The 15,515-nt window shown below is 59.4% G+C and carries 15 protein-coding genes and 1 pseudogene; 2 read left to right on the top strand and 14 right to left on the bottom strand.

The window, feature by feature from the left end:
- Positions 1–89: 89 nt before the first annotated feature.
- From IB262_RS33485 to IB262_RS33470, 4 genes are all read right to left on the bottom strand, one after another.
- A complete protein-coding gene (locus tag IB262_RS33485; RefSeq protein WP_060521273.1) occupies positions 90–974 on the bottom strand; it encodes a GntR family transcriptional regulator in 885 nt (294 codons plus the stop codon).
- Between the two features lie 83 nt (positions 975–1,057).
- On the bottom strand, positions 1,058–2,557 hold the full coding sequence (locus IB262_RS33480) for a tripartite tricarboxylate transporter permease (protein ID WP_060521274.1): 1,500 nt from the start codon (positions 2,555–2,557) through the stop codon (positions 1,058–1,060).
- A 10-nt stretch (positions 2,558–2,567) separates the two neighbouring features.
- Positions 2,568–3,041: a tripartite tricarboxylate transporter TctB family protein gene (locus IB262_RS33475; protein ID WP_060521275.1), complete on the bottom strand. Its 474-nt coding sequence runs from the start codon at positions 3,039–3,041 to the stop codon at positions 2,568–2,570.
- 56 nt (positions 3,042–3,097) lie between these two features.
- Positions 3,098–4,069 (bottom strand): tripartite tricarboxylate transporter substrate-binding protein, encoded by a 972-nt coding sequence (locus IB262_RS33470; protein ID WP_060521276.1) that lies wholly within the window; start codon positions 4,067–4,069, stop codon positions 3,098–3,100.
- Positions 4,070–4,447: 378 nt separating this feature from the next.
- Between IB262_RS33470 and IB262_RS33465 the strand changes: the two are divergent.
- Positions 4,448–5,136, top strand: a pseudogene (locus tag IB262_RS33465) (dienelactone hydrolase family protein).
- Positions 5,137–5,420: 284 nt separating this feature from the next.
- On the top strand, positions 5,421–6,299 hold the full coding sequence (locus tag IB262_RS33460) for an amino acid ABC transporter substrate-binding protein (RefSeq protein ID WP_060521277.1): 879 nt from the start codon (positions 5,421–5,423) through the stop codon (positions 6,297–6,299).
- A gap of 340 nt (positions 6,300–6,639) precedes the next feature.
- Here the strand turns inward: IB262_RS33460 and IB262_RS33455 are convergent, their stop codons facing one another.
- The 10 genes from IB262_RS33455 to IB262_RS33410 form a co-directional block, all read right to left on the bottom strand.
- Entirely contained in the window at positions 6,640–7,257 is a 618-nt protein-coding gene (locus IB262_RS33455) for a TerC family protein (RefSeq protein ID WP_060521278.1), read from the bottom strand.
- 51 nt (positions 7,258–7,308) lie between these two features.
- Positions 7,309–8,370 carry an AbrB family transcriptional regulator gene (locus IB262_RS33450; RefSeq protein WP_060521279.1) on the bottom strand — a complete coding sequence of 354 codons (1,062 nt, stop codon included), beginning with the start codon at positions 8,368–8,370 and terminating at the stop codon, positions 7,309–7,311.
- Positions 8,367–8,672: an antibiotic biosynthesis monooxygenase family protein gene (locus IB262_RS33445; RefSeq protein WP_060521280.1), complete on the bottom strand. Its 306-nt coding sequence runs from the start codon at positions 8,670–8,672 to the stop codon at positions 8,367–8,369. Before IB262_RS33445 ends, IB262_RS33450 begins: the two co-directional genes overlap by 4 nt.
- Before the next feature lie 7 nt (positions 8,673–8,679).
- Complete coding sequence (locus IB262_RS33440; protein WP_060521281.1) at positions 8,680–9,087, bottom strand: cupin domain-containing protein; 408 nt, start codon at positions 9,085–9,087, stop codon at positions 8,680–8,682.
- An 11-nt stretch (positions 9,088–9,098) separates the two neighbouring features.
- Positions 9,099–10,478 (bottom strand): NAD-dependent succinate-semialdehyde dehydrogenase, encoded by a 1,380-nt coding sequence (locus IB262_RS33435; RefSeq protein ID WP_060521282.1) that lies wholly within the window; start codon positions 10,476–10,478, stop codon positions 9,099–9,101.
- Positions 10,475–11,296 carry a TIM barrel protein gene (locus IB262_RS33430; RefSeq protein WP_060521283.1) on the bottom strand — a complete coding sequence of 274 codons (822 nt, stop codon included), beginning with the start codon at positions 11,294–11,296 and terminating at the stop codon, positions 10,475–10,477. The genes IB262_RS33435 and IB262_RS33430 overlap by 4 nt, the downstream gene beginning before the upstream one ends.
- The gene (locus IB262_RS33425; protein ID WP_060521284.1) at positions 11,296–12,372 is read right to left on the bottom strand and encodes an Ldh family oxidoreductase; all 1,077 of its coding nucleotides are present in this window, start codon (positions 12,370–12,372) and stop codon (positions 11,296–11,298) included. The genes IB262_RS33430 and IB262_RS33425 overlap by 1 nt, the downstream gene beginning before the upstream one ends.
- Positions 12,373–12,410: 38 nt before the next feature.
- A complete protein-coding gene (locus IB262_RS33420; protein ID WP_060521285.1) occupies positions 12,411–13,922 on the bottom strand; it encodes a tripartite tricarboxylate transporter permease in 1,512 nt (503 codons plus the stop codon).
- Positions 13,923–13,993: 71 nt separating this feature from the next.
- Positions 13,994–14,491 carry a tripartite tricarboxylate transporter TctB family protein gene (locus tag IB262_RS33415; RefSeq protein ID WP_060521337.1) on the bottom strand — a complete coding sequence of 166 codons (498 nt, stop codon included), beginning with the start codon at positions 14,489–14,491 and terminating at the stop codon, positions 13,994–13,996.
- Between the two features lie 27 nt (positions 14,492–14,518).
- A complete protein-coding gene (locus IB262_RS33410) occupies positions 14,519–15,502 on the bottom strand; it encodes a tripartite tricarboxylate transporter substrate-binding protein (RefSeq protein WP_060521286.1) in 984 nt (327 codons plus the stop codon).
- Positions 15,503–15,515: the final 13 nt, after the last annotated feature.

Genomic DNA, 15,515 nt, shown 5'->3' with positions numbered 1-15,515 from the left:
AGCGAGGTCGATCCAGAAAATTCCATCTTATGATAATAAAATGTAATTCAAGTGTGACCGCATTGTTTCGCGCCTGGAATTCCCTGTTTTTACACTTGCGGTGTCTTGATCCTGCTGGCGCCCATGATGTGGGTGTAAAGGAAGGCGGCCGCTTCTGATCGTCGATCACTCTCGAGAAGATCAAGGATGTGCAGATGCTCTGCCGTCTGTTTCGGCAGGCGGCTGCGATCAATGGTGATCTGGTACTCCAGAAGGCGTCGCAATCTGTTGATGCGCTTTATCGCGTCGAGGAAGAATTCGTTTCCGGAGCACGCGACAAGCATTTCGTGAAAGTCATTGTTGGCTTTGAAGATCTCGGCCCGCGACCAATGTTCGTATCCGCCATTTCCAAGTTCCGTCTGTGTCTCTCGCGCCCTGCGAAAACCGTCCGCATCCGATTGGAACGTCGGCAGCAGCATCGCCTGCTGCTCAATCACGGCACGGAACACATATCCTTCCTCGTAGCTCTTCTTCGACATAAGGGTCTGCTTGAACGACCAACCGTTGCCGGGAAGGCGCTCGATCCATCCTTCGTCGGCGATCCGGTGAAGGATCTTCAAAAGTCTGGTTCTTGGCACCCCGTAGATCCGCATCAATTCATTCTCACTGACGCGCTCGGCAAACCTCCCGGACAGACGATCGTCCGCGATCCTGAGATAGATCGCATCGTCACCTTTGGTAGCTTTGCCATTTTCGGGCTCAAGATCGTCGATTGCCTCGCCGTTCACCGCGAGAAAATAGCCGCGGTTCGGCTCGGCTCGTACGATGCCCCTCTCTTCCAGCTTTTGAAGAGCGCTCATGATCGGAGCACGGGACACACGAAAATTGTCGGCCAGCATCTGTAGAGGCAGATGATCTCCCTTTCGCATCGCGTTGGACTTCACGAACTCGATAATGTCCGTGCTGATCCGGGGTGAGAGACTGTTCCTGGCCATACCTTTTCCGTGCGTCCTGTTCTTTCAGTTCGAATTGCCACAGTGATGTGCGCCGCCCGGCGCAGTCAAACAGATTTGCGCCATCAATCCTCGTCCTGACGGAACTTCGAGAGACCTCTGAACATAAATGGAGCGAACAAGGCAACAAGGGCAATGCCGATCATGATGGCTGAGCTCGGGTGCTGGAGCAGGATCATCGGATCGCCAAGGCTCATCTGCAGAGAGCGACGCAAGGCACTGTCTGCAAGCGGGCCAAGGATAAGACCGACAACCGCCGGAGCGATGGGATAGTCGTAGCGGCGCATCACAAATCCGACGACACCGAAACCCGTCAGCAGCAGAAGTTCCGTCACCGAGGGGTTCGCCGCAATCGTGCCCATCGATGCAAACACGAGAATGCCTGCGTAGAGCCACGGTAGGGGAATTTTGAGAAGCTTCACCCACATCCCGACCAAAGGCAGGTTGAGAACGAGCAGCATGACGTTGGCGATAAACAGGCTGGCGACCAGTCCCCAGACGAGGTCGGCGTGCTGTGTGAACAGCAAGGGACCCGGCTGGATGTTGTATTGCTGGAAGCCCGCAAGCATGACGGCTGCGGTGGCCGAAGTCGGTAGTCCAAGCGTCAGCAACGGAACCAGCGTGCCCGCGGCCGAGGCATTGTTTGCAGCCTCGGGACCAGCAACGCCTTCGATCGCTCCGTGACCGAATTCTTCCGGCTTCCTGCTCAGCTTGCGCTCGATTGTATAGCTCAGGAAAGTGGGAATTTCAGCGCCGCCGGCGGGAAGTGCGCCGATCGGGAAGCCCATCACCGTTCCGCGAAGCCATGGCTTCCAGGAGCGCTTCCAGTCTTCTCTGGTCATCCAGATCGACCCATTAACCGGGATAGGCTTTTCGGGCTTGTAGAGATGACGAGACGCGACAAAGAAGGCTTCACCGATCGCAAACAGACCAACGGCAAGCGTTGTCACCTCGACGCCATCCAGCAGTTCGGGAACACCGAACGTCAGGCGGGCCTGCCCCGTCAACTGGTCGATGCCCATCAGTCCGAGCCAGAGCCCAAAGGCCAGACTTGTCAGGCCCCTCAGCGGCGATGACCCGAATGTTGCCGATACCGTCACGAACGCAATCAGCATCAGGCCGAAGTAATCCCAGGGACCGAACTTGACGGCGATCTTCACGAGATAGGGTGCGAGGACGGCCAACCCGGCTGTTGCGATCAGCGCGGCAACGAACGAACCGATAGCCGCGGTCGCGAGCGCCGGTCCCCCGCGTCCTGCCCGTGCCATCTTGTTGCCCTCGAGCGCGGTGACGACCGATGCGCTTTCTCCAGGCGTATTAAGCAGGATCGCGGTTGTTGAGCCACCGTACATGCCGCCGTAGTAAATTCCGGCGAACATGATGATCGAACCGCCAGGATCCAGCTTAAAGGTCACGGGAAGCAGAAGTGCCACCGTCAGTGCCGGGCCGATACCTGGCAGAACACCGACGGCCGTTCCAATCAGAACGCCGATGGCGGCGTAGATCAGGTTCGCAGGCTGAATGGCCAGCGCGAACCCATCGATCAAAAAGGAAAAAGTATCCATCAAGGCGACCTCAGAAGAGGCGCTCAAGCGGGCCTTGCGGCAGCGCGAGCGTCAGGAGCTTATTGAAGAGAAGGAAAACCAGTACCCCGATAACGGCCCCGAGACAGAGATCGACAAGTATGGCCTTGCGACCGAACGCCCGTGCGGTCAGCGCGAAAAGAAGCGTGGACCCAAGGATAAAGCCACCCCCCATCCAGATCGATCCGATCAACCCAGCAAGAGCAAAACCGATCCAGCCGACGGCCAACCAGTCGGCGCTCTCGACTTCGATGTCCGATGGCTTGAAAGCGCTGACAAGGTGACCGATGGCAAGGGCTACGAATAGGATCGCCACGAAATACGATGCCGCGCTCGCGCTCATCCCATAGGTTGCCCGCACCTTCATGTGACTGGCATCCCAATACGTAATGAAGGCAATTGCAAATAGGACGACAGCGATCACCGCCGTTGGACGGTTGGGTATGCGAAGAGTTTTCTGGGTCATGGTGTCCTCGTCGCACGCGGAAGCGGCGCTTGCCGACTTCCGCGTGCTTCGTCAGGTTAGTTTGCGAGACCGATGGACGTAAGGATGGTCTTCACGCGTTCCGTTTCCGAACCGATGAAAGCCTTGAACTCGTCGGAAGGAGCATAGTAGTCGGTCCAGCCGCGAGCCTTCAGGATTGCCTGCCACTCGGCAGACTTAACCGTCTTCTCGACTGCAGACTTAAGCGCATCGAGATCAGCGCCTTCTACGCCAGGACCGGCAAAGATACCGCGCCAGTTTACCAATTCGATATCAAGACCCTGCGCTTTCAACGGCTTTGCTTCGATGCCTTGGATCGGCTCCGGATAGGAGATCGCCAGTGCTCTGAGGTCGCCGGATTTGATCTGGCCTTCCCATTCGCCGTAACCCGACACGCCCGCGGTCGCCTGACCACCGAGCATGGCTGCAAGCGACTCGCCGCCGCCGGAATACGCTACGTAGTTGATCTTGCTGGAATCGGCACCCGCTGCCTTGGTAACGAGCGCTGCGAGGATATGATCGGCACCGCCAGCCGATCCGCCAACCCAGATCGTCGTCGCGACGTCCTTCTTAATTGTCGCAAGCAGATCGTCCATGGATTGAATCGGCGAATCCTTCGGAACGACGATCACCAGCGGATCGCCGGTCAGACGAGCGATCGGAGTGACCTGGGTTAAATCGACCGGGGACTGGTTGGAGATGCTGGCGCCGACGAGCGTGATGCCTGCGACGAGAAGTTGGCTGGGATTGCCCTTGGCGGAGCCGATGAACTGGGCAAGACCGACTGTGCCACCTGCGCCGGGGACGTTGATGACCTGCACGCTCTTCGCGTTGCCGCTGGCCATCATGGCTTCCTGCATCGAGCGGGACGCCGAATCCCATCCGCCGCCAGCACCGGCGGGCGCCATGATGGTTAGCTCCAGATCCTGCGAAGAAGCCTGCAGCGTTCCAAATCCCAATGTGCTGCCGACGACGGCTGCGAGAAGCCCGAGTTTAAAAAAATTGCGCACAGCGATTTCCTCCTGCTGGTAAGGCTCACCTCCTGAGCCGTGCGCGGAATTTGCATTATATAATTATAAAAGTAAATATGAGTGCGCTAAAGTTTTTCAACTGATAAGACCACATCGCCGAGCCGCTCGACGATGGTGCGGGTGGATTTTAGCAATGGTGCCATTCGAACGGATTGCCATGCGTCGCGCTGGTCAAGGGCGTTGGAAGGCGTCTTCATCGCATTGAGGTCAAACCTCTTAGCGAACACATTTTGGCAGCCAAAGCTTGAGTTTCGCTACCTCGGTTCCATGTTGATTTGGCTACACGCTCAACATCATGGAGGAGGTGATCGAATGACGCGATACAACATAGCGCTGGTATTTGCGGCCGTATGGGGAATGTGCAGCGCGGGAGTGACCCACGCCGAACAGTTGGCCGCGACATCGCGTAGCAACATAAAGAATGATCTCAACTATCTGATGTACACGCCAGACGACTATGCGTCTTCTCCGACAAAACGTACCCACTCGTCGTGTGGCTTCACGGCGGCGATCAGGGTGGGACTGATATCGAGAAAGTTAGATCGAGCGGAATTCCGAAGTTGATCGAGGAGGGCAAGACATTCCCGTTCCTGGTATTTTCGCCTCAGAATCCAAGTGACGAACTCCTTTACCCGATCGAGAAAGTGGAGGCAGCTCTTGAGGAGGTCATGTTGAAGTATCGTGTCGATCGCATGCGGGTCTATGTCGTGGGCTTCAGCCGCGGCGGTTTCGGTACTTGGGCCATGGCAGAACAGTTTCCCGATAAATTTGCGGCTTTCGTTCCAATCGCTGGCGGTGGGAATCGTCACTACCTGAGTAGGACAAATGAAAAGGCAGCCTTTTGGGTGTTCCACGGCACCAGCGACGACACCATTCCTTTGTCGGATTCGGTCGTGCTTTACGAACGACTTGTCGGTCTAAAGCGAAATGCCCGTTTAAGTGTCTTGGAAGGCGTTGACCATTCGGGCGTTGAGTGGGCGGCCTTAAATGATCCGGAGCTTTGGAATTGGCTCCTAAAACAGCGCCTCGAGGTCGCGCCTAAATAGGCATGTCTACCCTTCCGCCTTCTGCTTGGCGCCTTAATCCCGGCCGTTGGGCATCCGCTAGCCGATCTCCGATAGCAGATACATGGTGGATCGGGCGCGGCGGCATGTTCGCGCAAAAAAGACGGACGTGAGGCCGGTCGACCTTGCCATTGTGACAAAGCGGCCGTGCGACGCCATGCGTCGTTGGTTGACATATGAGGGGCAGCCCATAAGCTGGGTCAACGCCTTTGAGATCGACACCGTTTTCCGGAGATAGGGATCATGCAGGTGCCCCTCAGACAAGTATGGCCAAGCGCATGAGGCGGTTTCTGTTCGTGAGCCTCGCCCTTTGCTTTTCGGCTTTGGCGTCCGCCGCCGCAACGCTAAACTCCATTATGGAGAGCGGAACCGTGCGTATCGGTTACATCTCCGATCAAGCACCATTTTCCACCCGCCAGCCAGGGGCCGAACCGGTGGGATATGCCATCGACCTGTGCCGCAAGATTGCTGACGAGATCGAAGATCAAATTCCGCAACTAAAACGAGAATTTGTTGAGGTGACGCTCGCCGATGGCTTCGATGCAGTAGAGAATGAAGATATCGACTTGCTTTGCGGTTCCATCACTGTGAATTTGAAGAGGCGGGAAATCGTCGATTTCTCACAACCGATCTTCCTCACCGGGGCGAGCGCGCTGCTGCGCAAGGATTCGCCCAGCTACCTGCAGGCGCTCTTTCTCAACGGGCCGGCCGTTCACGCCGTCAGCGAGCGCGTTGCCACAAACGTCATCGGTATGCGCGCAAACACGACGACGGCAGGGACGCTTCGCGAGGCACTCGCAATCCAAGAATCGAAGACAAAGCTTGCCGATTTCAACACGCATGAGGACGGGCTCAAGGCACTGGAGGACCACAGGATCGATGCCTACATCGCCGATCAGGTGCTGCTCATCAACCTGGCCAAGCGGGCGCGCGATCCATCCTCGCTCGAGGTCGGCGATCGCCTGATCACGCATGAACCCTATGCGATCGCGATGCGTCGCAACGACGCCGACTTCCGCCTGCTGGCAGACCGCGCGCTGACAGACTTCTACCTTTCGGAGGATTTCCTGCCGCTGCTGGAGACCTATTTCGGCAGCGAGGCGCCGATGCTGCACACGCAAATCATAATGCAACACGTGCCATAGGTCGTGTGCGGCGGGCGGACATCACAGCATTCCGAGAGCGTTGGGCATGGGCTGATCCCAGACCTCCGCACTGACGCCTCGAATGTCTGCTTTTTGCAATGACCGACTTAGCAGCGGACAGTCAGCTTCCGGCCCCAATTGAGACGCTCGGATCACGCGGGCCAAGGTCCGCTCCTGAGCTCCTCGGGCGTTCAGATCATTGGAAGCAACGCAAACTCTCCACTCGACGACCGGAAGTCGGCAGCACGCCGGCTATCCCTCGCCTTGAAAGGGTCCGATCCGGCGACCGTAGTTCGCCGGCAAACAACGGTTCCGCCGGTAGCTCTCCCTTAGCGCATCTTCAGAGCACGGCAGCCTGGACAAAAGGCGCGACCTCGAGCGTGCCGCGATAGATCATATCCAGTGAGACATAGAGAATGATCGCCAGACCGACGTAGGCGATCCAGCGGTGCCTGGTCAGCAGGCGGGCAATAAGGTTCGCTGCAATCCCCATCAGGGCGATCGAAAGGCCGAGCCCCACGATCAGAACACTTGGGTGTTCGCGCGCCGCGCCGGCGACGGCGAGTACGTTATCAAGCGACATAGAGACATCGGCGACAACAATCTGTGTCGCAGCCTGGAAGAATGTCTTCCTGGGCGCATTCTCGTTAGCCATGCCTTCTTCGTCACCGTGGCCTGCCCGCAGCTCGCGCCACATTTTCCAGCAGACCCAAAGCAGCAACAGGCCACCTGCAAGCAGCAGCCCGATAATTGCCAGCAGATGCACTGCGACCGTAGCGAATGCGATGCGCAGAACGGTGGCGGCGAAGATGCCCACCATGATTGCCTTGCGACGTTGCGTTGGTTCTAGGCCGGCTGCAGCGAGGCCGATCACCACCGCGTTGTCGCCAGCAAGAACAAGGTCGATGGCGATGACCTGCATCAGTGCCGACAGGCCAGCAGCTGTGAACATGTCCATTTGGATGCTCCGAGATTGTGATCGTGGCGCAGAGCGCCAGCGAGAGGCGTGTTATTTGGTTTCGAACGGATCGATACGTAGGCGGAAAACGGTGGCGGAACCGGCCACCACCAACAAGACCCGGATAATGTGGTGAAACACCACGAAGGGAACTTCTATCCCGAGAGAAAGAGCTATCAGGCTCATCTCGGCGACCCCTCCCGGCGAGTACGCGAGGACCGTTCCGACGAAACGATCGCCGGTCATGGTCGAGACAAGCAGTGCGAACCCAAGCGACATGGAGAGCTGCAACACCGTCGAACCGACGGATAGCCCGATCACCCTCAGGATCAACATAGGCGCGGTGTTGACGAAACGGCAGCCGACCGTGGTTCCAATTACCACCTGCGCCGCCGCCAGAAACACGCTCGGAAGCTGGAAATCGGAAACGCCCGACAGATGCAGCCCCGCGCTTACAATCATCGGCCCGAGCAGGTATCGCGCGGGAAGACGCAGGATAATGCCGGCCGCCACTCCCAACCCAATAGCGGCTGCAAACCAAGCTAAGTCCATGGCCTCAACGGCTGAAAATGGAACGTAGCTTGACCCGCTCCGACCTATCTCTTCCCCCGATATCAGTTGGATGACAAATGGCAGCGAGAGGACGACGAGGAAGATGCGCGCCGCGTGGATGAGCGAGATCATCCTCTCGTCGCCGCCCCGTTCGGCACCGAGTGTGATCATTTCGACCAGTCCCCCGGGCATGGCTGAGAAAAAGGCCGTCGGATGGTCGAATTTCCCGACCTTACGGAAGTAGACGTAGGCAACCGACGCTGCGGCAGCGATGAAGAAAACGAGTCCGGCAAGAGACATGAGCCACACAACGGCATGTTCAAAGACGGCCGGCGAGAACGACGTCCCCAACATTGCCCCGATCGTAGCGGTCATCGGAGGGCGCGCAAACTTTGGCATGGCGAGGGGAAGTCCCGCCAATGCCGCAAGCCCGCAGAATATCATCGCGCCGAGAAGCCAGGCGAGTGGCATATGAAAATGCCACATTACCCATCCACCGACCCCTCCGATTGAAAGCGTCAGCAGAAACGTCGCAATGGCCAGCAGCTTCATTCTGGTCATTCGGCTCCGTATCGCGCCGTAGACGAAGAATGGGTCACCACCGGTGGCCCGTCGAAGAAGTCACCGACGAGACGGCGCCACTCCTGGAAATCGTCAGAACCGCGAAAATCGACGAGATGGTTGTCGACGGTCTCCCATTTCACGAGGAGACGGTACACGGACTGGTTCTCCAGGACCCTGTGGAGTGAAAGGCCGTGACAGCCTTTTGCACGAAGGAAAAGCGGAGCCGCTTGCTCGACCCCCTTTTCGAAATCTATTTCCTGACCGGCCTTCACTGCAATTTCAGCAACCTCATAGATCATAGGAACCTCATGCCGGCTTGTGACCGTGTTCGGCGTCGATCGACCGTTCCTCGCCAGTTGCGATCATCGTGCGGGTCGCATCGACGGACGCATAGACCCAGAAAATGCGCATGGGCTTATCGGTCGGATTGATGAAGCGATGCGGCACATTTGCCGGAATCCATGTCGTGTCATTCGTGTCGAGATGATGCTGGACACCGTCGATCTCCGCGATCGCCCGGCCTTCGATGACCATCACGCTTTCTTCGCAATTGTGCTTGTGCAACCCGATCGCTGCACCCGGATCAAAGGCGGTGATGCCGTTGATCATGCTGGTCGATCCGCATTTACGCGTGACCAACGGCGTGGTGCGCGCACCACCGCCGCGGTCGTTCGTCGGCAGGTCGCGCGGGCGGAGTATTGCTGGTTTCGTCATCAAAGCATTCCTTACTTTGCTGCGACGGCTGGACCGATCCAGACGGTCTTGATGTTGACGAACTCGCGAATGCCGTAGACCCCGAGCTCCCGGCCATAGCCGGAACGCTTGATGCCACCGAATGGGTAGCGTGGGTCGGAAGCGACCATACCGTTGATGAAGACGGCGCCGGCATCGAGGTCGCGGGCGAGCTTGCGCGCCCGCTCGATGTCGCGGCTCCAGATCGCCGAGCCGAGCCCGAATTCGGTCTGGTTCGCCAGGCGGATCGCTTCCTCTGCGTCTCTTGCCCGGATGATCGCCGCAACGGGGCCGAAGGTTTCTTCGCGGAAGGCGGTCATCTCCGCAGTCACATGATCGAGCACCGTTGGGGGATAATAAAAGCCGTGGCCATCGATCGGCTTGCCGCCCATTTTCAGAGTTGCGCCGGCGGCAATGGTCTTTTCTACCTGCGCATGCAGGCCGCTCAGGAGATTGGCGCGCGCCATCGGTCCGATGTTGGTGTCACGCGCAAGGGGATCACCGATCTTCAGCTTCGCAACCCCCGAGCAGAACAGTTCGACGAAACGATCAGCAACCGCGTCCTCGACGATGAACCGCTTTGCGTTAACGCAGGATTGGCCGACATTGATGTAGCGCGCCTTGACGGCAACGGCGGCCGCTTCTTCGAGATCGGCGTCGGCAAGCACGATGAACGGATCGGAGCCGCCGAGTTCCAGCACCTGCTTCTTCAGCGCCTTGCCGGCCTGCGCGGCGACAATCGCACCGACCTCGGTCGAGCCAGTCAGCGTCACCGCAGCGATGCGGTCGTCAGCGATGAGACCCGCGACCTTTTGCGGCTCGATCAGCAGCGTGCGGAACAGCCCCTCCGGGCAGCCAGCTTCCTTCATGATCTCTTCGATCGCCAGCGCGCATTGCGGCACGTTGTTGGCATGCTTGAGGATCGCGCCGTTACCAGCCGCAAACGCAGGTGCTGCGAAGCGGAAGAACTGCCAGAAGGGATAGTTCCACGGCATGATGGCAAGAACGACGCCGAGCGGGTCGAACACGACGACGCTCTCGGACGCGTTCGACGCGACCGGTTCGTCCGCAAGATACTTCGGCGCATGTTCGGCGTAGAAGTCGCAATTGTAGGCGCATTTCTCGATTTCGGCTTCGGCCTCGACGATCGGCTTGCCCATCTCAAGCGTGATCATTTCGGCATATCGCGCCTTGCCGGCGCGCAGCACCCCCGCCATGCCGGCAAGCAAACGAACCCGGTCTTCGGTGGGCACCTTGCGCCATGCTTTCTGGGCGGCGCTGGCTGCAGAAAGGGCGGCATCGACAAAGGCATCGTCATGCCCTTCGTAGCGTCCGAGTTCCTGGCCAGTCGCCGGATTGATTGCTGTGATCATGCGAGCCTCCTGTCTTGCCTCTGCTGCAACTTGGCGCCGATCAACTGCTTCCAGCGGGGAAGGAAGGCGGCGCTTTCAATTGTGGTATTAGAAGGGATGTATTCGAAGCCGATCGCGCCTTCGTAGGCCTGGTCGGCAAGGGCCTCGAGGAGCGCTTCGAAGTCTATCGCACCGGTTCCGGGCTCGTGCCGGCCCGGATGATCGGCGACATGGACATGCCCGACCCGATGCGCGTTGGCCTCTATCCAAGGCACCAGATCAACGCCGTTCGCGCGGGCATGGAATGTGTCCACCAGCAGCGCGAGGTTGCCGGGACCGAAGATGTCCTGAACAAGGCTGGCGTGATCGAGCGTGGACAGGAAATAGCCTGGCACCGCCGCCTCGCTGATCGCTTCGATAAGGATCTTGACCTTGGTGCCGGTCGTCCGCTCCACGGCATAGCTGAGATTGCGGTGATAGGTTTCAGCCGCAGCCGACATGTCGGCAATGCCCGGAACGCCAGCCATCGGATGCACGAAGGGGCAATCGACCGCGACCGCATAATCGAGCGCCCGGTTGAAACGCTCGCGAAACTCGATCTCGCGACCAGGAAGTGCGCCCAAGCCTTTTTCGCCTTTGCTGGCGTCACCGATAGCCGCACACAGCTGCGCGAACGAGAGGCTGTTTGCGACCATACGTGACCGCATTTCAGTTGCGGGAACATGCCATGGGCTGGGGTGCTCGATCGCCGTGAAGCCGGCGCCGGCCGCTGCTTCTATCCTTTCCGGAAGCGGACGTTCGGTGAACAAGTAGCCGATATGGGCTGACAAGCGGTTCATCAGGCCGCCTCGCCGGGCGCCCGGCCGGTCGGGAAACGCACGCCAATGCGTTCACCTTCCTTCGCCAGGTCCGCCACCACGTTGTCGGTGATCGGAATACCAGTCCTCAGCCGCTCGTCCTCGCGGCGCTGTTCCGGTTCCCCGGGCATCATGATTTCCTCAACACCGGCTGCCTTCGGCAGCGACTTGATGCGCTCGTAGAACGCGTCCATGCGCGCGTCGAAGTTCTCCAGCGACATGAAGAGATCAGGCTTGATGGCAAAGAAGAGGTGGCCGACGTTTTGCGGCTCACTGTGATCGAAATAGAGGCTCTTTACGTCGCCGCCGAAGTTCGCGCCGGTGAGCACGCCAGACATGAGGTCCATGAGTGTTGCAAGCACGGATCCCTTGACCCCGCCAAACGGCAGGCAGACGCCTTCGAACGCCTTGGCCGCATCCGTCGTCGGATTGCCGTCCACGTCGAGTGCAAGTCCTTCCGCAATGGCCTCGCCCTTCATTGCGGCAAGTCGAATCTTGCCGCGGGCGATGACGGTCATCGCCATATCCATAACATAGGGCGCGTGTTTACCGCCCGGGATGCCCGCAGCGATCGGGCTTGCGCCGAGGAAGGTGGTACGCCCGCCCCACATTGGGATCGCCGGCGATGAATTCGTGAAGATCATCGAGATATAGCCGGCCTCGATCGCCTGCAGTGCGTAAAGCGCACCCATGCCAAAGTGGGTGCTGCGGTGAACCCCGACCAGGCCGATGCCGTTGGCTTTCGCGAGTTCAACGGCTTCTGCGGTGGCCTTATGGGAGGCAAGGAACCCCATGCCATTGTCGCCATCGACAAGGGACACGGCTCCGGCAACCTTGCGGATACCGATTTTGGGTATTGGGTTCACAAGCCCGCGCTGCAGCCGCTCGACATACATCGGGATCCGCGAGACCCCGTGGGAGTCGATACCGCGCAGATTGGCCTTCACCAGATCGCGGGCGATCGTGGCTGCGTCGGGCTCTGACATTCCAGTGCCGGTGAATATCTTCGTCGCGAAGGCAGACAGTTCGTCGACGGAGAAGTATGTGACTTTCGACATGGCGATGTTCCTGGTTGATCAGTGACCGACGGCAAGGCTCAGGCTTGGTTTGCGGCTTCGCCTGCCTGGCGTGCAGCACGCCAGCGCAAAAGGGTGGGCACGAGAACAAGCGTCACAGCGATGACAATCAGCGCGAGCGAGATCGGATGGGTGAAGAAGACGCTGGCATCCCCCTGACTGATCGTCAGGGCGCGACGGAACTGCTGTTCGGCGAGCGGTCCAAGGATCAGGCCAACGATGCAAGGCGCGACCGGGACGTTAAGCACCCGCATGCCAAAGCCGATGACGCCAATGATCCAGAGCAGCGCGACATCGACGATGTTGTTGTTGAGCGTATAGGCACCCATCGTCGCAAACAGCAAGATGCCCGAGTAAAGCCACGGACGCGGGATCGCGAGCAGCTTCACCCAGACCCCGGCAAGCGGCAGGTTGAGCAAAAGCAGCATGACGTTGCCGATATAGAGGCTGGCAATCAGTCCCCAGACGAGCTCGGGATTGTTATCAAAGAGCAGCGGACCCGGCTGGATGCCGTACTGCTGGAAAGCAGCCAGCATGATCGCTGCGGTCGCAGACGTCGGCAGACCGAGCGCCAGAAGAGGCGCAAGCACGCCTGCGGCTGAAGCGTTGTTGGCAGCTTCCGGTCCGGCGACCGCCTCGATCGCACCATGACCGAACTCTTCCGGGTTTTTCGAAAGGCGTTTTTCCGTCAGATAAGACAGGAAGGTCGGGATCTCGCTGCCGCCGGCCGGCAGCGCGCCGATCGGAAAACCGAGCGCCGTTCCACGCAACCACGGCTTCCAGGAGCGACGCCAGTCCTCACGGCTCATCCACTTGGAGCCCTCGAGCTGATAGAGTTCCTCGGTCTCGAAACAGTGGCGTGCAACGGTGAAGAGAGTTTCGCCAACCGCGAAGAGGCCGACGGCGACGACAACCACGTCGATGCCGTCGAGCAGCTCCGAGATGCCGAGCGTAAAGCGGGCCTGGCCCGTCTGCAGATCGATCCCGACAAGACCGAGAGCGAGACCGAACAGCAGGCTCGCAAGACCCCGAGAGAGCGAATCGCCGAGCACCGCGGTGACCGTGGTGAGCGCAAGCACCATCAGCGCGAAGTATTCCGTCGGGCCGAAAAGCAGTGCCATCTTTACCATCAGCGGCGCGACGAAGGTGAGCGCGACCGTCGCGATGGTGCCGGCGACGAAGGAGCCGATGGCGGCCGTCGCCAGCGCCTGCGCACCGCGGCCCTTGCGCGCCATGGCGTGGCCGTCGAGCGCCGTGACGATGGACGCGGACTCGCCCGGCGTGTTGAGCAGGATAGAGGTGGTCGATCCGCCGTACATGGCGCCATAGTAGATGCCGGCAAACATGATGAAGGCGCTCGTCGGCTCCATCCCGTAGGTGACGGGAAGTAGCAAGGCGACAGTCAGCGCCGGTCCGATGCCGGGAAGAACGCCGATTGCCGTTCCAAGTGTCACGCCGACGAGGGACCAGAACAGATTGTACGGCGTGGCGGCAACGGCAAAGCCGTGGAAGAGTGCTGCTAGGGTATCCATGTTCATTCCGCCCTTGGGCTATGAGAATTTCGGCTAGATCTATGGTTTCAACATTCGAACCGAGCGCGACTTCAAACGGAGCCGCGGGCAAGATCGATCAGGTCTTCGATGTAGCTGCCAGTCGGCAGATCGAGGTCGAGCCCATAGTCGAACACGAGATATGTCAGCGCGGTCAGCAACAGCCCGATCATGAGATTGCGCAGATGGGTCCGGCTGCCGAAGGCCATTGCCGAGACGACGAAGAGGAAGGTGCCGGAGACGATCCAGCCGAGCCTCTCAAGCAACACGAGCTGTGACGCGAAGGCAGCAGCCACCAGGATGACGGCTTTCCAGTCGAGCTCTGGAAATTCCTCCGCCTGCAAGCGATGAAGGAAAGCCTCGTAGAGAAGCTGCAGGCCAACGAGGATCAGTCCCGTGGCGATGAGGGCAGGAAACAGACCTGGCCCGATCACCGTCTGCGCTGCGATGGGAGGCGTCGACCATGTCTCGAAACCGATGAAAAGACCGAGACTGAGCGACGCAAGTCCGAGGATTGTCTCCCCGATACGGAAATTGGCCGATTTCAACATGATGACACCTCCCAAGGTGGACGCCGGTCAGAGCAGCCCGACTTCCTTCAATGCGCCCTCGACGCGCTTCTGCTCGTCGGCGAGGAACGCAGCAAAAGCGTCTGCCGGTAGATAGGTGTCGATCCAGCCGCGCTTCTCGAGAGCAGCCTTCCATTCGGGCGTCTTGACGAGGGCGGCAATCGCCTTCTCAAGCCCTTCGCGGTCTTCGTCGGAAAGCTTCGGGTGCGCCATGATTCCGCGCCAGTTCATGACGGCGAGATCAACGCCTGCCTCCTTCAGCGTCGGCACCTCGAGCCCCGGAATACGAGTGTCACCGGTAACGGCAAGGGCGCGAAGTTGGCCGGCCTCGACCTGCGCGCGGAACTCCTCATAGCCGCTGATGCCAACGGTGGCATGGCCTCCAAGGGTCGAGGCCAGCACCTCGCCGCCACCGGCATGCACCACGTAGTTGATCTTCTTCGGATCGACGCCAACGGTCTTGGCGATCAAGCCTGCGGCGACATGATCGATACCGCCGATTGAACCACCGGCCCAGGAGACCTTCGCCGGATCTGTCTTCAGACGTGCAACCAGGTCATCCATCGTCTTGATATCGGAGTTCGCCGGCACCACGATGGCATCGGCCTCGCCCATGAGTCTTGCGACTGGAACAGTCTGGTCGAGCGTCACGGGCGACTTGGTCGTCAACACGCCGCCGACCAGCGCAAAACCAATGACCATAGCCGACGGATGCCGCGGTTTGGTGGTGACAAACTGCGAAAGGCCGACCGTTCCGCCACCACCGGCCACGTTTTGGACCTCAACGGGCCCCGTCAACTTGTCTTCCTGCAGTATCGTTTGAATTGTTCTGGCCAACTGGTCGTAGCCGCTTCCCGGGCTGCTCGGTGCCATGATGTGCAGGGATTTAAGTTGTTCGTCCGCGAAGGCGGGAACGGCCGCCTGGTTGACCAGAACCACTGTCGCGGCAGCGGCAAGCAGCGTTGAAAAGGCGCGTCGTGTGATCTTCTTCATGGAAACTCCTCCA

The sequence above is a fragment of the Ensifer sp. ENS02 genome (genome assembly GCF_014851885.1).
Classification (GTDB): domain Bacteria; phylum Pseudomonadota; class Alphaproteobacteria; order Rhizobiales; family Rhizobiaceae; genus Ensifer; species Ensifer adhaerens.
The sequence above is the reverse complement of the archived record's forward strand: the minus strand, read 5'-3'. Positions and strand labels throughout refer to the sequence as shown.